Here is a 20,169-nt window from a genome sequence, read left to right as displayed (position 1 = left end):
CTCGCCGTCGCCATGACCATACCCATCGCCTGCTACGCCATCATCGCAGGATTCGGCCTCTTCGCTCGACGACCGGCAGTCGCCTGATTTCGCAATCGCATGTTTTCGGGGGTTCGCAAGGCAGCGTCGGTCTGCCATGCGAACCCCGGTTTTTTTGGATATTCAGGGATTCCAGATCAATGACGGACGCCGAACTTGCCGCCCATCTTGCCCAAGTCGCCGGCAGGATCTTGATCGAGGTGCGGACAAGCGGAATGTTCGAGGGCAAGGCGCTGGGCAAGGCGGGTGATCAGACCGCGAACCAGTTTCTCGTCCACGCGCTACGCGAACAGCGGCCCGATGACGGGCTCTTGTCCGAAGAGAGCAAAGATACCGACGAGCGGCTGTCCAAGGATCGCGTCTGGATCGTCGACCCGGTCGACGGCACGCGTGAATATGGCGAAGCGCGGACCGACTGGGCCGTCCATGTGGCATTATGCGTGAACGGCAGGCCCGAGATCGGCGCCGTCGCGCTTCCCGGGCTCGACACGATACTGAGAACCGATACCCTCATCAAAATACCTGCCGCAGCCAACAAACCGCGTATGGTCGTCAGCCGCACACGTCCGGCGGCCGAAGCCGTCACGGTTTCCGAAGCCATCGGCGCGGAACTGATCGGTATGGGTTCGGCGGGCGCAAAGTCCATGGCGATCGTTCGCGGGGAAGCGGAAATCTATCTTCACACCGGCGGCCAGTACGAATGGGACAGCGCCGCCCCAGCTGCGGTCGCACTGGCGCACGGCCTGCACGCCAGCCGCATCGACGGCAGCCCGCTGGTCTACAACAATCCCGATACCTACATGCCCGACCTGCTGATTTGCCGACCGGAATGGGCGGACCGGGTCCTGGCCGAAGTCGCGCAGCTTTCCGCTTAATCCTCCACCTGCGCCAATAGCTGGCGTGCGCGAGACAGGTGCGGACGGTCGAGCATACCGCCATGCCAGCCGATCGTCCCGACACCGGGATTCTGTTCGAAGAGCGCCACGATCTCGCGGGCCTCGGCGATTTCCTCGTCGCTCGGGCTGAACGCCTCGTTGATCACCGGCACCTGCGCCGGATGGATCGCCAGCATTCCGCGATATCCTTGTCGGCGAACCTCGATCGCACGCTTGCGCAGCGCTTCCGGGTCGCGAAAGTTCGTGTCGATCGTCTCTACCGGAAGAACTTCGGCGGCGGCCGCGCCAAGCAGGCAAAGGCTACGCGCGAGCTTGTAGGTAAAGGCAAAGTCGCCTTCGAAATCCTTATTGCTTTGCGCCCCAAGAGAATCGGCAAGATCTTCCGCTCCCCACGTCATGGCAACTAGACGCGGTGCATCGCCGTAATCGCCGGTGGTGAACATGGCGGCGGCGGTTTCGGTCACCAGTGCGATCACCGGCGTCGAGCCGGGCTCGATGCCGTTTTCCAACTCGAGCGCGGTCATCTGGCGGTCGAGTTCCTCGACATCGTGCCGTCCGCGGGACTTGGGCAGCATGATCCCGCCGGGGCACGCAGGCATGATTGCGGCGAGATCGTCCGCCGTCCATGCACCGTCGAGCGGATTGACCCGCACCCACAGGCGTGCCCGCTCCGCATCGCTCCTGCCGTTGAGGAATTCGGCGATTGCCATGCGGGCGTCGGCCTTGCCGCTCTCGACCACCGCATCCTCCAGGTCGAAGATGACGATATCGGCATCGCCCTCCGCGGCCTTGGTCATCTTCTTTTCGCTGTCGCCGGGAGCGAACAGCCAGCTGCGCATGCGGATTTGGGGATTGGAATTATCGGTCATGCCAGACGCTTCACACCCAAACCCGTCCACGCGTCAAGCATGCCCTAGCGTATTTCCGTGGCCGGCAAGATTGCGGTATGGGAGTCGCGAGAGAGGAGTAAGGCCATGGCGACCCAGCTAGAACCCGATGTCCACGCCGATGAAGAGGCGTTCCGTACCGAAGTGCAGCAGTTTCTCGCAAACCATTTTCCCGATGAGCTGAAGGGCAAGGCGAACGCGCTGGCCGGCGTCGACGGGCCAACAGACGAGACGCCTGCTCAGACGAAATGGCGCGAGGCCGTGGGCGAACGTGGCTGGGGCACCCCCACCTGGCCGAAGCAATATGGCGGCGGCGGTCTCACCAAAAGCGAAGCTAAGATTGTCGAACAGGAATTTGCGAAAGCCGGGGCCTACAACCCGATCGGTGGCATGGGCGTCATGATGTTCGGCCCCACCCTGCTCGAATATGGCAGCGAAGCGCAGAAGAGCGAGCATATCCCGCCGATCTGCCGCGGCGAAATTCGCTGGTGCCAGGGCTATTCGGAACCCAATGCCGGCTCCGATCTCGCCAATCTGCAGACTTTTGCCGAAGACAAGGGCGACCACTACGTCGTCAATGGCCAGAAGACCTGGACCAGCGGCGGTCAATGGGCCGACAAGTGCTTCGCCATCGTGCGTACTGACAAGAGCGACAAGCACCGCGGCATCAGCTTCATGCTGATCGATATGGACGCACCGGGCGTCGAGGTTCGCCCGATCACCATGATCAGCGGCACCAGCCCGTTCTGCGAAACCTTCTTCACCGATGTGAAAGTGCCCAAGGCGAACCTCGTCGGCGAGGAAGGCCAGGGCTGGACGATCGGCAAACGCCTGCTGCAGCACGAACGTACCAATATTTCCGGCGGCGGCAGCCTGGCCCGTCTGATGGGTCAGAGCCTTGGCGAGATCGCCAAGAAATACGGCGAGACCGATGCCGACGGCGAACTGACCGACCGGGTCCTGCGCGACAGGATCGCCGATTTCGAAATTCGCTGGAACAGCTTCCTGCTCACAGCGCGCCGCGCGGTCGAGGAGAGCAAGGCACAGGGCGGCGTTTCCGAAATCAGTTCGGTACTGAAGAAGGTCGGGACCAAGCTCAGCCAGGAACGCAGCGAGCTGCTGATCGAAATCCGCGGGCTGCAGGGTCTTGGCTGGGAAGGCGAGGAGTTCACCGACGGCGAACTCGAGGCCGTGCGCGGCTGGTTGTTCGGCAAAGCAACGACGATCTATGGCGGATCGACCGAAATCCAGAACAACATCATCGCCAAGCGCGTGCTCGGCATGCTCGACCACCAGTAAGAGAGGGGAGCACAGGATCATGGCAGTTCTCAACGAAGAACAGGAAATGCTGCGCGACATGGCGCGCGAATGGGCGACCAACGAAAGCCCGGTGACCGAATTCCGCAAGGTGCGCGGGGCGGGCGAACCCCGTGCCTACAGCGCCGATGCCTATGCGACGATGGCGCAGATGGGTTGGGCCGGCATCATCGTCCCCGAAGCGCATGGCGGATCGGATTTTGGCTTCATGTCCGCAGGCCTGGTGGTCGAAGAACTCGGCAAGACGCTGACCGCCAGCCCGTTGGTGGCCACCACGATCGCGGCCAGCGCGATCGTGCTCGGCGGTAGCGAAGAGCAGAAAGCCAAGTGGCTGCCCCGTCTTGCCAGCGGCGAAACCGTGGCGACGCTCGCAGTCGACGAAGGCGCGCAGCACGACCCTTCGGCGATCGAGACCAGCGTTTCGGGCGGCAAGCTGACTGGCAAGAAAGCCTTCGTCCACGAGGCGCATGGCGCCGACCTCTTCGTGGTCGCCGCCAAGGATGGCCTCTATCTCGTCGAGAAAGGCGACGGAGTTGCGCTCACCACCCGTAAGCTGACCGATCAGCGCAGCCATGCCGATATCGCTTTCGACGGCGCTGCGGCAGACAGGCTGGCCAATGGCGGCGATAGCCTGCTCGACGACGTGCTGGCGCGGGCGCAGGTGGTCACGGCAGCCGAAATGCTCGGCATGGCGCAGGCGGTTTTCGACACGACGCTCGACTACCTGAAACAGCGCGTGCAGTTCAACCAGGTGCTCGCCACCTTCCAGGCGCTGCAGCATCGCATGGCCGATCTCTTCGCCGATCTGGCGCAGATGCGCTCGGCGGTCGAAGCGGGTCTGCAGGCGGTGGATAGCGGGTTCGGTGTGGGGCGCGCTGCGATCATCGCGAAGGCCGAAGCCAACCGTGTGCTGCATGTCATCAGCAACCAGGGCATCCAGTTACATGGCGGCATCGGCATGACCGACGAGTACGATGTGGGCTTCTACCTCAAGCGCGCACGCGTGCTCGAGGCAAGCTGGGGTTCGTCGAGTTACCTCAAGGATCGCTTCGCCAAACTCTCCGGTTACTGAGGAAACGCTCATCAGCGCGGGCACGCAGACCGAAGGGCTCGACCGACGTGTTCTACGCCAACAACTGCGGTTGGATATCGTGGTTCATGCCGACGGCGCGAGCATGCCTTCCGCCATCACCGACAGGTAGGTCCTGATGGCAAGCTCGGGCCGCTCGAAACGGGCTGCCCAATGTCGGGCGTCATAGGCGGAATTGACCGTCGACATCAGCACCTGCCCTGCCACCAGCGGATCGATCGCACGCACGGAACCATCGGCTATCCCGTCGATCAGCATCCCCGCGAAACGCCGCGCCAGTCGGTTGGACCGGGTGACCACATCGACCTTGTGTTCGGCATCGAGCGCTTGCAGTGCGGTGGTGCGCAGCAGCGGAGTGCGGTCGAAGAACTGCACATCGACGAGCTCCGCGAGCACGCTCGACAATCTGGTCCAGCAATCCGTCTCGATATCGCGCCCGGCGATCTGGACAGCGGACAGGCGGTCGTAGCTCTGCTGGAAGCAGGCGAGCACGAGATCGTCCTTCGCTTCGTGATGATGATAGAAGCTGCCCTTGGTAACGTTGAGGCTTTCTGCGATGCGGTTGACCGACGCCCCGCGATACCCGCGTTCGTTGATCGTCACGGTCGCTGCGCGCAGAAAGGCCTCGTTCTGGCCCGCTTCGTCCTCGTCCAGAGTGCGCCAGTTGCCGACGAGTTTCTGCGGATCGAAGCTACCGCGTTTGCCAGGCAGGCCGTTGGCCAGCACGTCGAACAGCCGTTCCTCAATGCGCGGAAAATCGAGCACGGAATAGCGTATCGACCAGATCGGCCACCACATCATTGCCTCGAGCAGGATATGCGCGCGGACCGAGAACAGCGCGCGCTCTTCATTGCTGCGCCACTCGCCGAAGAATTGGCGGATCAGTCCAACCACACGCAGGTAGTGCGCCATCAGCTTGTCATAAGCTTCTTTGTCGAGCGTGCGTATTTCCGACAGCGCCGTGGTCAGCCCGCGTTCGCCTGCCCGGATGCGTTTTCTCAGCGCCACATGAGCTGCAACGAAGCGGCGGAGACGCGCCGCGGGATCGGGCTGTGCCAGCGCCTCGGCCGCCATCCGCTCCATCAGCGTCAGCGTCTCGTCATAGACGGCGACAACCAGTTGTTCCTTGCGCGGAAAGTAATAGGTCACGCTCGTCGCGTTGAGGCCGATGGCGCGCGCGACTTCAGCCAGTGTGGTCGCCTGTACCCCGACCTCGTTGATCAGCACCGATGCCGCATTGACGATAGCATCGCGCTTCTCGCCGAACTTGCGTGTGGCAGATGGGCTCATTCGAAGAAGACCCCCAGATCCTTCTTGAGGATTTTGCCGTTGGCATTGCGGGGTAGCGTGTCCTCGACGAAAGCCACCCGGACGGGCACCTTGAATTTCGCCAGTCGCGCGGCAACCCATTCGCGCAGTTCGCTTTCGCTCGCTGACATGCCGGGAGCAAGGTGAACCACTGCTGCCGGTTCTTCGCCAAGTGTCTTGTGCGGGATGCCGACAAGCGCTGCATCGGTCACGGCGGGATGGTCGTAGAGGACATTCTCGACCTCTGAGGAATAAATGTTCTCGCCCCCGCGAATGATCATGTCCTTCGCCCGGTCGACGATATAGCACCAGCCTTCGTCGTCGAGTTTCGCAAGATCGCCCGTGCGCACCCACCCCTGAATGAAGGTTTCGGCGGTCGCTTCGGGCCGATTCCAGTATCCCTTCACCACCATCGGTCCGCGCGCCCAGAGTTCGCCAACCTCGCCGACTGGCAGTTCGCTGGCTCCGTCGTCCGACATGATCTTGAGATCGGCGACTGCAACGGGCGGTCCGCAGCTATCGGGACGGTTGAGATAGTCCTCGCTGGAATTGCCGGTCACGGTCGCCATCGTTTCGGTCATGCCCCAGCCATTGGCCGGCAGGGCTCCGAACTCCTCGTGGATCTTGCGCACCAGTTCGGGCGCAGCAGGCGCACCGCCATAGGCAATCGCCTCGAGGCTGGAGAGGTCGTAATTCGCACGCTCGGGATGTTCGAGCAGTTGCCAGGCGATAGTCGGCACGCCGCCCGTCAGATTGACCTTCTCGCGCTCGATCAGCTGGAACGCCTCCACCGGGTCCCATTTGTGCATGAAGACCATGGTGTGCCCGGCCACGGCATAGCCCATGAGACCCGCCGAACAGGCGGTGACGTGGAACAGTGGAATGACCACCAGACCGACCTTCTGCGCCGGCGCCGGCGGTTCTTCACCGCGGCGCAAGGCCGCAAAGGCACCATTATAGGCACTCGACATGATGTTGGTGCAAAGGTTGCGATGTGTGCCCAGCGCACCCTTGGGCTGGCCCGTGGTCCCGCTGGTATAGAAGATCGTCGCTTCGTCCTCGGGCGCGATCTGGCAGTCGGGCAGTTCACTGGCGGGCAATGCGGCATAGTCCTTCGGTGAGCCGAGGATATCCTCGAGCCTTTCCGCACCTTCTGTCCTATCGCCTCGTGCTACGATCACCGTGTCCAGATCGCGAAGCTCTCCACGATGCGGTGCGATCCTGTCCCAGCGCTCGGCATCGCAGATCAGCAGCTTCGTGCCCGAATTGGCGAGACCGAAGGCGAGTTCGGGCCCAGTCCACCAGGCATTCAGCGGCACGCAGATCGCACCGATCGTGGTCGCGGCGAAAAAGGCCACGGGCCATTCGGGCAGGTTGTGCATAGCCAGCGCAACCCGGTCGCCCTTTTCGACACCTCGGGCACGCAGTTCGGCAGCCAGCCGCGCCACCGCACGAAACCAGCCTTCATAGGTAACGCGCTCGTCCTCGTAGACGGCAAAGGCCCGCTCGCCATGCATGCGGGCGACCATGGCCACCTGCCGCAGATTGTCCGGGGCGTTTTTCCAGACGCGCGTCGGCACCCCGCGGATATCGACCGTGTCCATTTCGAAACGTTCGCCCGGTGCGGTCAAGCGCTCGATACATTGCGCCCTGGACATGGCCGGCCAGCCCGGCGGCGGCACGAACTCGATCGCACGCGCGAGGTCTATCATTGCAATCCTCTCATCTCCCCACCTTGACGGCGAGTCTCTTCTCTCAGTCGGTTGGTCTAACCCCGTCCAGCCGCTTCGCGCAAGCCGCCTTCGAAGCAAAGGTATGAGGGTGGCAAGAACAGATGAATTCGCTATTCGGGTAAAACCGAAGCATAGGTATGCGCGGAGAGGAGAGAGGGATGTTCGATCTGGCAGACGCCGGAAGCCAAGGATTCGACGCCGGCAGGCTGGCGCAAATCGCCACCTTCCTCGTCGAGACCTATATCGACAACGGCCGACTGCCGAATGCCCAGCTGGTCGTCGCCCGCGAAGGAAAGCCGGTTTATTACACCAGGCTTGGCACCATGGGAGACGACAAGCGCGAACTTCGCGATGACGCGCTGTTCCGCATCGCCAGCATGACCAAGCCGGTGACTTCGGTCGCCTTCATGCAACTCGTCGAACAGTGCAAGGTTGCCCTGGAGGAACCGATAACCCGCGTGTTTCCGGAGTTCGCCGATCTAAAGATCTATGCGGGCGGCGGCGGGTCAATCCCCTTCACGCCCGGCAAGCCTGCGCCTCCGATCCGCTTCGTCGATCTGCTGACCCACATGTCGGGCTTCACCTACGGGCTTCAGAACCGCAACAATATCGACGCGGTTTATCGCGAGCATAATTTCGATTTTGCCCGCGATCACCTCGACAGCAATAGCTTCGTCGAAAAGCTCGCCACGCTCCCGCTGGAATTCGCTCCCGGTGATGGGTGGAACTATTCGGTCTCGACCGATGTACTCGGGATAACGGTGGAGCGCATCAGCGGGATGCGGCTCGGTGAGTATTTCGAGCAGCATATCTTCGCCCCGCTGGGAATGACCGACACACGCTTCGGGTTGGAGGAGAGCGATCTCGAGCGCCTGGTCGACGCCTATGCCTATCGCCCCGGCCAATCGCGGCGTATGATCAGCGCGGGCGCGACCAGCAAGCTTGCCCAACCGGGGACCTTCGACAGCGGCGGCGGGGGACTGGTCGGCTCCATCGCCGACTATCACCGCTTTGCAACCATGCTGTTGAATGGCGGCGAACTGGATGGCGCGCGGATCGTCAGCCCGAAGACTTTGCGCCTTATGCGCACCAATCATTTGCCCGGCAATGCCGACCTCACCGAGATTTCGAGCAGCCTGTTTTCCGAAGCCAACAATGCCGGGACCGGTTTCGGCCTGGGCTTTGCCATGGTGATCGACCCGGCAAAAACGCTAATGCCCTCCAGCCTTGGCGAATTCTACTGGGGTGGCGCCTATTCGACCGCCTTCTTCGTCGATCCGGTCGAACGGATCACCATGGTATTCATGACGCAGGTTTATCCCTCCTCGACCTACCCGATCCGGCGTCAGTTGAAGACGTTGATCTACTCCGCTCTCACAGAAAGCCACGCCATATGACCAGCCCGATCCGTACAGAGCGCCATGACAACGTACTCGTCGTCATTTCCGACAATCCGCCGGTCAATGCGCTTGGCCAGGCGGTGCGCGCCGGCCTCAAGGACGCTATCGAAGAGGCCTTGTCGGATGACGGTATCGAGGCGGTCGTGATTCGCTGCGATGGGCAGACTTTCTTCGCCGGCGCCGACATTACCGAATTCGGCAAGCCGCCCGTAGGCCCGAACTTGCCCGAAACGCTCGACGCGATGGAGGCAAGCGACAAACCGGTGGTTGCCGCAATCCACGGTACAGCGCTTGGTGGCGGGTGCGAGGTGGCGCTGGCCTGTCATTACCGCGTGGCAGTTCCGTCGGCCAAGCTCGGCTTGCCCGAAGTGAAGCTGGGCCTGATCCCGGGCGCTGCTGGTACGCAGCGCCTGCCACGCCTCGTCGGGGCGGAGGCTGCCCTTCCCCTTGTTGTCGACGGCAATCCGATTTCCGCGAAGAAGGCGCAATCCGTCGGGTTGATCGATGCCCTCGCTGGTGAAGATAGCCTCGAGGCCGAGGCCATTGCTTTCGCAAAATCCAGGATCGGCCAGCCGGTGCCGCGCGCTTCGGAAGGCAAAGCCAACGATGACGGGGTGCGCGACCCCGATCTCTTCGACCGTTTCCGCGCCTCCCAGGCTCGCAAGATCCGCGGTTTCGACGCCCCCAATTCGGCGATCGAAGCGGTCAAGGCGGCGGGTGAGTTGTCTTACGCCGAAGGCGTGAAGAAGGAGCGCGAGCTATTCATGAAGCTCATGACCGGCACGCAAAGCGCTGCAATGCGGCACTATTTCTTCGCCGAGCGGGCCGCGAACAAAATCGACGACGTGCCGAACGACACGCCGCTTATCCCGATCCGCAAGATCGGGGTAATCGGTGCCGGGACGATGGGTGGCGGCATTTCGATGAACTTCCTGTCGGCGGGAATCCCGGTGACGATCCTAGAAATGGCGAATGATGCGCTTGATCGGGGGGTCCGAACAGTACGGACAAACTACGAAAGCACCGCCAAGCGCGGGCGGATGACCGCCGAGCAGGTCGAAAAAGCCATGGGACTGCTCACACCGACGCTGTCCTACGACGATCTTGCCGATTGCGACCTCGTGATCGAAGCCGTTTACGAGAATATGGAAGTCAAGAAGCAGGTTTTCGGCAAGCTGGACGAGGTGGTGAAGCAGGGCGCGATCCTCGCATCGAATACCAGCTATCTCGACATCGACGAAATCGCCACCGCTACGACGCGGCCTGGCTATGTCGTCGGCATGCACTTCTTTTCGCCCGCAAATGTGATGAAACTGCTCGAAGTGGTCCGCGGCAAGGAAACCCGCCATGACGTGCTGGCGACCGTGATGAAGCTGTCCAAAGCCATCGGCAAAGTCGCCGCCGTATCGGGCGTGTGCCCGGGCTTCATCGGCAACCGCATGCTGTCGAAGCGTCAGGAGCAAGCCAACGAACTCATAATGGAAGGTGCGAATTACTGGGACGTCGACGATGTGCTGCTCGATTTCGGCTTCCCCATGGGCCCGTTCCAGATGGCCGATCTCGCCGGCATCGACATTGGCTGGCACCGCGACCCGACCAAGGTCACGACGATCCGCGAGGCGCTCTGCGCAGCGGAACGCTTCGGGCAGAAGAATGGCAAGGGCTTCTACGACTATGACGAAGCGCGCAATCGCACACCGTCGGACGAGGTGAAGCGGATCATCGCCGATTTCGCCGCCAAGGAAGGCAAGGAGCGACGCGAAATCTCGAAGGACGAGACCCGCGAACGCCTGCTTTATCCAATGGTCAACGAAGGTGCTAAGATCCTGGAGGAAGGCATGGCCCAGCGCGCCAGCGACATCGATGTCGTATGGATCAATGGCTATGGCTGGCCGCTCTATACAGGCGGACCGATGTTCTGGGCGGACACGATCGGCCTCCACACCGTCGCCACAGGCCTCGAGGAATATGGCCTTCCGGTCAGCGACCGCCTTCGATCGACGGCCGAGGGCGATGGAAAGTTCAACGACAAACCCTAATAAGTGCGGCAATTTCGAAACAGCGGTACGCAATTCGACGATTGATTCGATACGTTGGGCCGTTGAGCCTTGACATAAAACGGCAATACGCTTTGAAATTCGATGTAAGGGTATGCGCCCAAAAAGGAGCAGCCCAGAGGAGAGGAGAAACCCATGCAAAGATTCGGACTACGTCACCATTGCGCCCTTGGGGCACTGGCCGGGGCGCTCGCCTTCGTGCCCGCTACTGCCCAAGCACAGGCCGAGGTGGCTGCCGAGCAGGAAACCGATGTAGCCGAACCGGCAGATGTCGATGATGGCAATGTCATCATCGTCCGCGCGCAGGGTCGTGACCAGGCGCTCGCCGATGTTCCGGTTGCCGTTTCCGCCGTGTCCGGCGAACTGCTGGAGAAATCCGGCGTAGCCGACATTCGCGACCTCAACCAGGTTGCCCCTTCGCTGCTGGTTTCATCGACTGGCAACGAAGCCAACGGCTCGGCCCGTATCCGCGGCATCGGCACGGTCGGCGACAATCCCGGCCTCGAAAGCTCGGTCGCGGTCTTCGTCGATGGCGTCTATCGCTCGCGCTCGGGCAATGCGCTCTCCGAACTCGGTCCGCTCGATCGGGTCGAAATCCTGCGCGGCCCGCAGGGCACGCTTGGCGGCCGCAACTCTTCGGCCGGCCTGATCAACATCTACACTGCGCCGCCCGAGTTCGAGTTTTCCGGCTATGGTGCCTTCACTTACGGCAATTTCGACGCGATCAAGATCGAAGGCGGCATCAACGCACCGCTTGGCGAAACCGTCGCCGCCCGTATCGACGGCGTCTATTTCAAGCGCGACGGCTTCTACAACGATGTCGTCAACGACACCGACATCAACGATCGCGACCGCTATCTCGTTCGCGCGCAAGTGCTGTTCGAGCCGACCGAAGACATCAGCTTCCGGCTTGTGGGCGATTACTCGAAGAAGGACGAAGCCTGCTGCGCGGCGACTTTCGTTCAGGCCGATTTTGCCCCTCTGGCTCGTATTTCTGATGATCTGGCCCCATCAGATTCAAACGCACCCTTCGATTATCCGGGTAGCCTAACTCCAGCGCTAACCAGCACCGCGAACCCCATCATTCCGGTCCTGCTGAGCCTTGGGCAGAACCCAGCCGCCCTCAATGGCTCAACCTTTGACCGTGACATCTACGTGACCCCTGGCCGGAGCTACGCCGGCGAAACCGAAGACTACGGCATATCGGGTGAACTCAACTGGGATTTTGGGAACATTACCCTGACGTCGATTACCGGCTATCGCGAGTATTCGAACAATCAGGCGTCGGATACCGATTACACCCAGGTCGACATCCTCTACCGCGCTCCGGGCGATGACGCCGGTGCGCGTGAGTTCAAGACGTTCACGCAGGAATTCCGCCTCAACGGAACGGCTTTCAACGACCGGCTCGACTGGCTTGTTGGCGCCTATTACGCCAACGAAAAACTGCAGACCCGCGACAATCTGCGGTTCGGCACGCAGTATGGTGCATTCGCAAGTTGCCGCCTGTTGGCAACAATCAGCCCGGCCCTGCCAAGATCACCCGCCAGCCCCGGTTGCCTCGTTCCGGACAATCCTCTTCTGCCCGGAGGAACTGCCGGACTTCTCGCCGGGATCTTTCCTGACCCGGATGGCGCCGGCCCGATCATTGGCGGTCAAGCTCTCGTTGATGGACTGGTTGCTCTTAGTGGCGTGAATGACCTTGGGGGAACTGGCGACGTCTATAATCAGAAGAGCGAAAACTATGCGCTTTTCACGCATAACATCGTTCACATAACCGACACGATCGATCTCACGCTAGGTGTCCGCTACACCAGCGAAACAAAGGATTTCGACGCTTCGTTCGGCAATGATAACACCGTCTGTCCAGCAGTCAGGCAACAGTTCCTGCCATATCTTCTAGGCGCTCAACAGACTACTGTTCCAGCGGCACTAATCGGTGGCGTCATAGCTCTATCGTGCCAAGGCAACTCGACCGCTGAACTCGATGGGATCTCCATTTCGGATACCCGCGATGAGGACGAGTTCACCGGCACGGCGATCCTGAGCTGGAAGCCCGATCCCGACTGGCTGACCTATGCCTCCTATTCGAAGGGCTACAAGGCGGGCGGTTTCAACCTTGACCGGTCGGCATTGGCGAACCCCCTGTTCCTCGATGCGAGCAACCTCAATACGGCAAACCTTCAGTTCGATGCCGAGAAGGTCGACGCATATGAGATCGGGGTGAAATATGCAGGTCGGAAGTTCGGCTTCAGTGTGGCGGCGTTCCGTCAGGAATTCAAAAACTTCCAGCTGAATACCTTCAACGGTTCGGTCTTCCTGGTCCAGAACGTCAACGGCTGCGATACCGACCTTGGCGGTGGGGATCGTGACGCCAGCCCGACGACCGGCGCCTGCGCAGTCGAGGATGTCGCCCCGGGCGTTATCGCTCAAGGTTTCGAATTCGAAACCTCGCTCAGCCCGATCCGCGACCTGACCATGACGATGGGTATCACCTATTCGGATACCAGTTACGAGGACAATCTTGTCGGCACGGATGACGGGTCGCCGCTCGATCCGGCGCTGCGGCTGCTGCCGGGCGACAATCTGTCGAACGCGCCCGAGATAGTAGGTACGGCATCGCTCAGCTGGACCCCGCCGATCGGCAGTTCCGGATTGTCGGGCCTGTTCTTCGTCAACGCCCGCATGACCGACGATTTCAACACCGGATCGGACCTGCTGTACGGCAAGGAGCAGGATTCCTATGTCGTGGTCAACGGCCGTATCGGGATCACCGGTCCCGACCGGCGCTGGGGCCTCGAGTTCTGGGCAAACAACCTGTTCGACGAGGACTATACCCAGGTGGCGTTCAACACTCCGTTCGTAGCTCCGCAGCAGACATATTCGGCGTTCCTTGCCGAACCGCGGACTTATGGCGTCACGGTGCGCGCCGGCTTCTGACGGCGTCTCGAACTATCGAAAGGGGCCCGGCGTCGCGCGATGCCGGGCCTTTCGCATTTGTATCGGAGACCATGATATGTCCGCATTCGACCTGACCGACAAGGTCGCCATCGTGACCGGATCCAGCCGCGGCATCGGCCGCGCCATCGCCGAAGGGCTGGCTGCACAGGGCGCCCGGGTCGTCATATCCAGCCGCAAGCAAGATGCCTGCGAACAAGTCGCGGCGGAAATCAATGCCACGCATGGCGAAAGGCGGGCCGTGGCGATCGCAGCCAGCATTTCGGAAAAACCGCAACTCGAAGATCTCTTCGCGCAGACCAAAGCCACACTCGGCCCGGTCGATATCCTGATCTGCAATGCGGCGAGCAATCCCTATTTCGGATCGATGGATGGAATTGCCGACGAGCAGTTTCGCAAGATCCTCGACAATAACGTCATCTCGAACCACTGGCTGGTCCAGCTCGCCTTGCCGGACATGCGCGACAGGGGCGACGGCGCCATCGTGGTGATCAGTTCGATCGGCGGCCTGCGTGCCTCGACCACGATAGGGGCATATTGCATATCGAAGGCCGCAGATTTCCAGTTGGTACGCAATTACGCGGCCGAGAATGGCAAACACGGCATCCGGGTAAACGGGATCGCTCCCGGCCTGGTGAAGACCGATTTCGCCAAGGCATTGTGGGACAATCCGGAAGCACTGGCCGCGACCGAAAAGGCGTTGGCCATGCGTCGCATCGGTGCACCAGAAGACATTGCAGGAGCAGCTGTCTATCTGTCTTCGCCCGCCGCCCGATGGACTACGGGCCAGACCATCGTGGTCGATGGCGGGGCGACGATCTAGGACAGCTCGCTACCGCCCAGTGCCTGCCACAACAGTACACGGGCACGCCGCGCCCGGCCCAGCGCCGCTGCGGCGCGTTCTCCGCTGGCGTCGGCCGCCCGGCGGGCTTCCAGCACCGTGAGAAAATCGGCGAGGCCAGCCTCGTAGCGCGTGTTCGCCAGTCGCGCCGCACGCTGGAGCTGAGCCGCTTCGGCGGACGCAGCGTCTGCCTCGTTATCGGCGGCCGCGACGAGACCATAGCCGGCCTCCACATCTCCCAGTGCCGTGTAAACTGTCTCTCGATAGGCCTCGAACGCAGCTTTCTTTTCTGCGGCAGCGCCCTCGATTTCAGCCTCTATGCGCCCGAAATCGAACAGCGGCCCGGCAATGGTTGCAGCCAGAGATCCGACGAGGGAGTCGGTGTCGAAGAGATTGCCGATCCCGTAGGTCAACAGGCCGATGGCGCCCGAGAGGTCGAAGACCGGAAACCGTCGCCGAGCGGTCGCGGCCAGTTCTGCATCTTCGGCTGCCAGTGTTGCCGCAGCAGCCAATACGTCTGGCCGGTTGACCAGCAGAGCCGACGGCATCGCAGCAGGCGGAAGCGTCGTCGCGTCTTCCGATTTCCCTTGGGCCAACGCAGCTTGAACCTGCGCCCCGCTCTGCGTCGTCAGCGTCACCAGCCGGCCCAGCAGACGGGCGCGCTCGCTGCCGAGCGCGGACAGGCGGCTGCGCGAACTCGCAGCAGAGCTTTCGGCGCGGACCCTGTCGAAGCCGGGGGCGATACCGGCCCGCTCGCGCACTCCGGAAAGGCGAGCGAGATTCTCCGCCGAAGCGAGATCGCTGCGGATCTCCGCTTCGCGCGCTTCCAGCGTCCGCCAGTCGATCACACTGGCGGCGATCTCCGACAACAGGGCGATCCGGACGGCCCGCGCACTTGCATCGGCGGCATCGACACGCGCCAGCGCTGCGCGCTGCTGCGCCTTCAGGCGGCCGAACAGGTCGAGATCCCAACTCGCCGTCAGGTTGGCGGCATAGGATACCCGTTCGGTATCGAAGGAAATGCCGGGCGGCAGGTTGGCCCCGAACGAGCCGGGATTGGTCCGCGTACCGGTGACAGATGCATTGGCACCGATGTTGGGGAGAAGCTCGGCTCCCGCCCGGTTGGCTCCGGCGCGGGCTTGCTCGACCCGCGCGGCTGCCTCCGCAAGCGAGGGCGAGGAGGCAAGCGCCTGGGCCGCCAAAGTGTCGAAAGCCGCATCGCCTGTCGGCATCAGCGCAGCTAGCGAAGCGCCCGCTTGGTCGTCAGGAGCGAAGAGATAGCTGTCCGGCAGAACCGGCGCCGGCGTCGCTATTTCGGGAGGAGGGCCTGCGGCGCAGGCTGCCAGCGACAGCGCGCTGGCCGCGACCAGGAACGAGCGGCCTCTCATTGGTCGGATCCCCTCGCCGCGATATAGGCATCCACTTGCTGCCCCACACGGAACAGACCTTCGGTTTCGGGCAATTGATAGATGACCTGCAGAACGCGCACGTCGACGCGCTCTGCGGCACTGTTGGTGAGCGAACGCTTGGGCACGACGAGCGGCTCGGCACGGACGAAGACCGCTTCGACCTGTCGATCCGCAGCCCCGCGCGGACTGACCGTTGCCGGTGCACCGAGCGCCACGCGCGGCGCCTGCTCCTCGTCGATATCGATCCGGACATGCAGCGGCTGCGTCTGGCCCATTTCGATGAACGGCTGCGATCCGCCGCCCATGGTGCTGACATATTCACCCTTGCGGATGTTCACGGCCAGGATTTCGCCGGCGATAGGTGCACGGACGGTGAGACGGCCGATCTCCGTCTGCGCCGAACCTGCCCGCGCCTGAGCAGCTTGCAGACGAGCCTCCGCCAGCTTCCTGCGTTCTCGCGCCGCCGAAGCCTCGCCCTCCGCCCGGATAACCTCGCTGCGGCTGACCGCAGCAGGATCATCGACATTGCGATACAGCGTCAGTTGCCGAGCAGCGGTCGCCTGGGCAGTCCGAGCCTCGGCGATCGAGGCCCGCGCTTCGGCTATGGCGGCATTGGCTTCGCGCAGCTGCGCACGGGCCGCGCGATCGTCGACGGTAAAGAGCACTTGCCCTTCGCCAACACGGTCGCCGGGCTGCACCAACAGGTCGGTGATGAGGCCCGACAGCGCCGAGCCGATCTGGATGGTCTCGCTCGAGGGTTCGACGACGCCCGAACCGGCAACCCGAGCTTCATTGGCCAGCGCTTCGGGCGCGCGCGGCGGTTCACGCTCCGGCTCGGACAGCTCGCGATCGGGCAGGCCCGCGAGAATGAAGGCCGCCGCCGCAATCAAGCCGATGACCGCAATTATCGGCAGGATCTGGCGCGAAAAGCTGAGGTTCTTCCAGTCGAGTGCCATGTCAGTGTCCTTCGGGCATGTCTTTGCCGTCATGCGTGATCTTCCCGTCCTCGAGTACGAGGATACGGTCGGCGAGGTCGAAAATGCGATTGTCGTGGGTAACGATGATGCACGCGCGGTCTTCTGCGACGGCCACTTCGCGAAGCAGGTCCATCACCCGACGACCCGAGGTAGCATCTAGCGCGGCGGTTGGCTCGTCACAGACCACCAGGCGCGGCTCGTGTACCAGCGCGCGGGCAATGGCGACGCGCTGTTGCTGGCCACCCGAGAGCTGGCTTGGCAGTTTGCTGGCCTGGTCTCCGATATTGAGCTTTTCCAGCATGGCGACCGCCTTCTCGCGCGCCTCGATCCGGTCCATCCCCTGCGCAATCAGCGGCACTGCGGCATTGTTGGCCGCGTCGATGGAAGGGATGAGATTGTATTGCTGGAAGATGAAGCCGATATTGTTGAGGCGGAACTCGACAAGTTCGGTGTCGCCGAGCTCGTAGATGTCGGTGCCGAATACCTTCACCTCTCCCAAAGTAGGCCAGAGAATGCCGCACATGATCGAGATCAGTGTGGTCTTGCCCGACCCGCTTTCGCCCACGAGGAAGGTGAGCTCTCCCGCGCGAATATCGAGGTCGATCCCGTGTAGTACGGTGATGGTCTGCTGGCCGGCCCGAAAATCGCGCGTCACTTCGCGCGTGCAGATCGCAGCCTCGGGATTGCAACCACCGATTGCGGTCGTGTCGAGCGGCTGTCCCATCAGCGGAATACCGATGCGGGTTCGGTCTTAAGCACGTTGCGCAGCGCCAGCCAGCCCGTCAGCGCCAGGATGACGAACACGGCGAGCGCGCTGATTAGAGGGATCTGCCAAGGAATATAGAAACCCTTGAAGGTCGGATCCGCTGAAAAGCTCCAAATGAAGATTACAGTCCCCAGCACTCCGAGCCCATAGCCGGTCAGACCGACGAGCCCCGCTTGCACGGCAACCATCCGGCGGATCTTCGCATTGGTGACCCCGATCGCCTTGAGCGCGCCAAACTGCTTGATATTGTCGCGAATGAAGAGGCTGAAGGTCAGCCCGACGATGGCCACGCCGACAATGAAGCCTAGCGCTACGGTGATACCGAAATTAAGCGGAATGCCGGTATTCTCGATGATGAAATCGATACCGTCTTGGGCAAATTCGTCACGGGTCTGCGCCTTCAGGCCGGTTTCGCGTTCTATTCGCTCGGACAGAGCTTTGGCCTGAGCTGGTTCTTCGGCACCGACCAATACGAAGGACAGGCGATTGCGCGTGCCCGGCACGTAGTTCAGTGCCTGGCTGTACTTGGTATAGAGCACCACCGTGCTGGTGAAGCTCGGGATCGCGTCGGCAATTCCGCGAATAACCGCACGTTGATCGTTCAGTTCGAGCCGCTCCCCGATCGGCGACCCGTCCGGAAACATACGGGTCATCCCGACATCGTCGATAATGACACTGTCCGGCTGGGAAAGGACATCTGGCGAGCCTTCGAGCATACGTTTGGGCAGGCCTATCAGCGTTGCATCATCGACCCCGATCACGGCGACCCCTTCGAGATCGCCGTCCTTGGTCCGAACGCTGGCTTGAGAGCGAAGATGGGGAACGGCCCATTCGACACCCGGCACGCTGCGTACTTTATCGAGCGCGGTGGCAGGCATGGCGTAGGCGACATCGGTAGTCCGGCTGACGGGGTCCATCACCCAGATGTCGGCGTTCGAAACATTGTACGTTCCGCTCGCGCCGCGTTCGATCAGATTGACGAAAATCGTCAATTGCTGAGTGATCAGCAGGGTCGAGAACGCAATTCCGAAAACAAGCCCGTAGAACTTCTGGGCATCGCCGGTAAGCATCCTGATCGCAATCCAGAGCACGTCGGCTTGCCTTCCCCCTCCGATTCGACCATTGTTGAACGACATCGTTCAAATGAACGGAGGCGTTCAATTTGTCAACCAGGAAATCGAAGCGGATGGGGCGCCCGGCGGACGAGGCGAAGCGCGAAGCGGTTCTGACCGCGGCTGCCAAGAGCTTCTTCGAACATGGATATGCCGGCAGTTCGATCGAACAAATCGCTGCCGATGCTGGCGTGTCGAAGGTCACGGTCTACAACCGCTTCGGTGACAAGCGATCGCTGTTCGCAGCTGCCGTAGAGCGCGAATGCGAGCAGATGCGCGAAAGCATGAAAGTGCCCGAGATACCTTCGGGTGACCTTCGTGACCGGCTGACCGCGATTGCCGAAGCGATGGTCGCCTTCCTGTCGCGGCCCAAAATGATCCAGTTCGAACGCCGCGTTGCCGCCGAAACAGAGCATGAGCCGGCAGTAGGAGCGGCCTTTCTTGCCGCTGGTCCACACCGTATGATGAGAGCCTTTGCTGCCCTGCTTGCCGCCATGCACGACAATGGGGAAATTCAGGTGGAAAATCCCGAACTTGCCGCCGAACAATTCGCCAGCATGTGCAAGGGCATAGGCGATCTCGAACGCCGTTTCGGCGCACCCGACGACCTCAAGCGCAATCGCGAGCGTATCGAAGGCGCTGTCGAGGTATTCTGCCGCGCCTATGCCAAACGCTGAACGGCAGACTGACGGTCGTGGGGCAGGATTTCAACCTGCGACCTTTAGGCTATGACGGCTACTCCGGCGTTCGAAATACTATTTTATTTCCGTAGGCCAGGCCGATCTCGGCGGCCAAAAGTCGGCATCGTATCGCACGGAACGGCCACAAATCGTTGGGAGGAAATGGGAATCCTCTGGAATCGCAGGCGTCAGCCTATGGCCGCAGTTCGTCGCAGCGCTGCCGGGCATAGTCCCAAGCCGAGAATGGCGGGTTCTCGGACCCGAGAGACGGCCCCCTGATCCACGGATCTTCTCCGAACGATTTGTATTGATCGTAGAGTTCGCCGGCCGTCTTGGCGGGATTGCCCTGCAGAAACTCATCCACAATTTTTCGGCAGGCGGCCACGGCTCCATCCAAGCTGTTGAACGTTCCGAGACAATACCGTTCGTCCTCGTCCATATAGTGGTAGTTGTCATCGACGTAGACAATCCAGTTGCCACCAGTCACCGACCGTTCTCCTGAATTGTCCCGGCACATTTTCCAAGGCTATCTGGCGCGGGCCTGACGATCAAGATCGCGGCTGGCCGCGAGTGCCGTTCAAAGGAACGTGAGCCGGATCGCATGCGGAACATCGGGCATCTTCGTAAGCGTGGCCTGGAGGCCGCCTTGCCACTCCCCGGTCGGATAGTCTGATTGCTGCTCTTTTGTGGAGCGGTGAT

Annotated in this window: 16 protein-coding genes; 8 read left to right on the top strand and 8 right to left on the bottom strand. The window is 61.8% G+C overall.

All coding sequences use genetic code 11. From position 1 onward, the window contains the following. Window positions 1-179: 179 nt before the first annotated feature. Window positions 180-914: a 3'(2'),5'-bisphosphate nucleotidase CysQ gene (locus K3174_RS16595; protein ID WP_221560559.1), complete on the top strand. Its 735-nt coding sequence runs from the start codon at window positions 180-182 to the stop codon at window positions 912-914. Here the strand turns inward: K3174_RS16595 and K3174_RS16590 are convergent. Then, window positions 911-1,804 (bottom strand): HpcH/HpaI aldolase/citrate lyase family protein, encoded by an 894-nt coding sequence (locus K3174_RS16590; protein WP_221560558.1) that lies wholly within the window; start codon window positions 1,802-1,804, stop codon window positions 911-913. The genes K3174_RS16595 and K3174_RS16590 overlap by 4 nt on opposite strands. 105 nt (window positions 1,805-1,909) lie before the next feature. Between K3174_RS16590 and K3174_RS16585 the strand changes: the two genes are divergently transcribed. Both K3174_RS16585 and K3174_RS16580 read left to right on the top strand, forming a co-directional pair. Continuing rightward, window positions 1,910-3,121: an acyl-CoA dehydrogenase family protein gene (locus K3174_RS16585; RefSeq protein WP_221560557.1), complete on the top strand. Its 1,212-nt coding sequence runs from the start codon at window positions 1,910-1,912 to the stop codon at window positions 3,119-3,121. A gap of 19 nt (window positions 3,122-3,140) precedes the next feature. Continuing rightward, the gene (locus K3174_RS16580) at window positions 3,141-4,211 is read left to right on the top strand and encodes an acyl-CoA dehydrogenase family protein (RefSeq protein WP_221560556.1); all 1,071 of its coding nucleotides are present in this window, start codon (window positions 3,141-3,143) and stop codon (window positions 4,209-4,211) included. Between the two features lie 84 nt (window positions 4,212-4,295). On the opposite strand, the gene K3174_RS16575 is transcribed toward K3174_RS16580, so the two are convergent. Both K3174_RS16575 and K3174_RS16570 read right to left on the bottom strand, forming a co-directional pair. Next, window positions 4,296-5,519: a TetR/AcrR family transcriptional regulator gene (locus tag K3174_RS16575; protein ID WP_221560555.1), complete on the bottom strand. Its 1,224-nt coding sequence runs from the start codon at window positions 5,517-5,519 to the stop codon at window positions 4,296-4,298. Then, the gene (locus K3174_RS16570; protein ID WP_221560554.1) at window positions 5,516-7,249 is read right to left on the bottom strand and encodes a class I adenylate-forming enzyme family protein; all 1,734 of its coding nucleotides are present in this window, start codon (window positions 7,247-7,249) and stop codon (window positions 5,516-5,518) included. The genes K3174_RS16575 and K3174_RS16570 overlap by 4 nt, the downstream gene beginning before the upstream one ends. Window positions 7,250-7,428: 179 nt before the next feature. Here K3174_RS16570 and K3174_RS16565 point away from each other — a divergent pair, with 179 nt between their 5' ends. The 4 genes from K3174_RS16565 to K3174_RS16550 all read left to right on the top strand — a co-directional run bounded on the left by K3174_RS16565 (window position 7,429) and on the right by K3174_RS16550 (window position 14,508). Continuing rightward, window positions 7,429-8,667 carry a serine hydrolase domain-containing protein gene (locus tag K3174_RS16565; RefSeq protein ID WP_221560553.1) on the top strand — a complete coding sequence of 413 codons (1,239 nt, stop codon included), beginning with the start codon at window positions 7,429-7,431 and terminating at the stop codon, window positions 8,665-8,667. After that, window positions 8,664-10,709, top strand: a complete 2,046-nt coding sequence (locus tag K3174_RS16560; RefSeq protein WP_221560552.1) for a 3-hydroxyacyl-CoA dehydrogenase NAD-binding domain-containing protein — start codon at window positions 8,664-8,666, stop codon at window positions 10,707-10,709. The genes K3174_RS16565 and K3174_RS16560 overlap by 4 nt, the downstream gene beginning before the upstream one ends. A 153-nt stretch (window positions 10,710-10,862) precedes the next feature. Continuing rightward, window positions 10,863-13,667, top strand: coding sequence for a TonB-dependent receptor (locus K3174_RS16555; RefSeq protein ID WP_221560551.1), 2,805 nt, complete (start codon window positions 10,863-10,865; stop codon window positions 13,665-13,667). A gap of 76 nt (window positions 13,668-13,743) precedes the next feature. Beyond that, window positions 13,744-14,508: an SDR family NAD(P)-dependent oxidoreductase gene (locus tag K3174_RS16550; protein WP_221560550.1), complete on the top strand. Its 765-nt coding sequence runs from the start codon at window positions 13,744-13,746 to the stop codon at window positions 14,506-14,508. Here K3174_RS16550 and K3174_RS16545 read toward each other — a convergent pair. The 4 genes from K3174_RS16545 to K3174_RS16530 are packed head-to-tail and all read right to left on the bottom strand — an operon-like array spanning window position 14,505 to window position 18,769. After that, on the bottom strand, window positions 14,505-15,914 hold the full coding sequence (locus K3174_RS16545) for an efflux transporter outer membrane subunit (RefSeq protein WP_221560549.1): 1,410 nt from the start codon (window positions 15,912-15,914) through the stop codon (window positions 14,505-14,507). The genes K3174_RS16550 and K3174_RS16545 overlap by 4 nt on opposite strands. Next, entirely contained in the window at window positions 15,911-16,891 is a 981-nt protein-coding gene (locus K3174_RS16540) for an efflux RND transporter periplasmic adaptor subunit (RefSeq protein WP_221560548.1), read from the bottom strand. The genes K3174_RS16545 and K3174_RS16540 overlap by 4 nt, the downstream gene beginning before the upstream one ends. A 1-nt stretch (window position 16,892) precedes the next feature. Then, entirely contained in the window at window positions 16,893-17,636 is a 744-nt protein-coding gene (locus K3174_RS16535; protein ID WP_221560547.1) for an ABC transporter ATP-binding protein, read from the bottom strand. Beyond that, entirely contained in the window at window positions 17,636-18,769 is a 1,134-nt protein-coding gene (locus K3174_RS16530; protein WP_221560546.1) for an ABC transporter permease, read from the bottom strand. Before K3174_RS16530 ends, K3174_RS16535 begins: the two co-directional genes overlap by 1 nt. Window positions 18,770-18,864: 95 nt before the next feature. On the opposite strand from K3174_RS16530, the gene K3174_RS16525 reads away from it, so the two are divergent. Further along, a complete protein-coding gene (locus K3174_RS16525; RefSeq protein WP_221560545.1) occupies window positions 18,865-19,467 on the top strand; it encodes a TetR/AcrR family transcriptional regulator in 603 nt (200 codons plus the stop codon). A 196-nt stretch (window positions 19,468-19,663) separates the two neighbouring features. Here K3174_RS16525 and K3174_RS16520 read toward each other — a convergent pair whose 3' ends face one another. Next, window positions 19,664-19,957 (bottom strand): hypothetical protein, encoded by a 294-nt coding sequence (locus K3174_RS16520; RefSeq protein ID WP_221560544.1) that lies wholly within the window; start codon window positions 19,955-19,957, stop codon window positions 19,664-19,666. Window positions 19,958-20,169: the final 212 nt, after the last annotated feature.

It is taken from the genome of Qipengyuania qiaonensis (genome assembly GCF_019711515.1).
In the GTDB taxonomy this organism is placed as follows: domain Bacteria; phylum Pseudomonadota; class Alphaproteobacteria; order Sphingomonadales; family Sphingomonadaceae; genus Qipengyuania; species Qipengyuania qiaonensis.
The sequence above is the reverse complement of the archived record's forward strand: the minus strand, read 5'-3'. Positions and strand labels throughout refer to the sequence as shown.

What these genes read in the sequence shown, in the direction of transcription:
- K3174_RS16535 (WP_221560547.1), bottom strand. Translation starts at nt 17,636, where the DNA reads ATGGGACAGCCGCTCGACACGACCGCAATCGGTGGTTGCAATCCCGAG.
- K3174_RS16555 (WP_221560551.1), top strand. Translation starts at nt 10,863, where the DNA reads ATGCAAAGATTCGGACTACGTCACCATTGCGCCCTTGGGGCACTGGCC.
- K3174_RS16560 (WP_221560552.1), top strand. Translation starts at nt 8,664, where the DNA reads ATGACCAGCCCGATCCGTACAGAGCGCCATGACAACGTACTCGTCGTC.
- K3174_RS16545 (WP_221560549.1), bottom strand. Translation starts at nt 15,914, where the DNA reads ATGAGAGGCCGCTCGTTCCTGGTCGCGGCCAGCGCGCTGTCGCTGGCA.
- K3174_RS16585 (WP_221560557.1), top strand. Translation starts at nt 1,910, where the DNA reads ATGGCGACCCAGCTAGAACCCGATGTCCACGCCGATGAAGAGGCGTTC.
- K3174_RS16575 (WP_221560555.1), bottom strand. Translation starts at nt 5,519, where the DNA reads ATGAGCCCATCTGCCACACGCAAGTTCGGCGAGAAGCGCGATGCTATC.
- K3174_RS16550 (WP_221560550.1), top strand. Translation starts at nt 13,744, where the DNA reads ATGTCCGCATTCGACCTGACCGACAAGGTCGCCATCGTGACCGGATCC.
- K3174_RS16595 (WP_221560559.1), top strand. Translation starts at nt 180, where the DNA reads ATGACGGACGCCGAACTTGCCGCCCATCTTGCCCAAGTCGCCGGCAGG.
- K3174_RS16565 (WP_221560553.1), top strand. Translation starts at nt 7,429, where the DNA reads ATGTTCGATCTGGCAGACGCCGGAAGCCAAGGATTCGACGCCGGCAGG.
- K3174_RS16525 (WP_221560545.1), top strand. Translation starts at nt 18,865, where the DNA reads ATGGGGCGCCCGGCGGACGAGGCGAAGCGCGAAGCGGTTCTGACCGCG.
- K3174_RS16540 (WP_221560548.1), bottom strand. Translation starts at nt 16,891, where the DNA reads ATGGCACTCGACTGGAAGAACCTCAGCTTTTCGCGCCAGATCCTGCCG.
- K3174_RS16570 (WP_221560554.1), bottom strand. Translation starts at nt 7,249, where the DNA reads ATGATAGACCTCGCGCGTGCGATCGAGTTCGTGCCGCCGCCGGGCTGG.
- K3174_RS16590 (WP_221560558.1), bottom strand. Translation starts at nt 1,804, where the DNA reads ATGACCGATAATTCCAATCCCCAAATCCGCATGCGCAGCTGGCTGTTC.
- K3174_RS16580 (WP_221560556.1), top strand. Translation starts at nt 3,141, where the DNA reads ATGGCAGTTCTCAACGAAGAACAGGAAATGCTGCGCGACATGGCGCGC.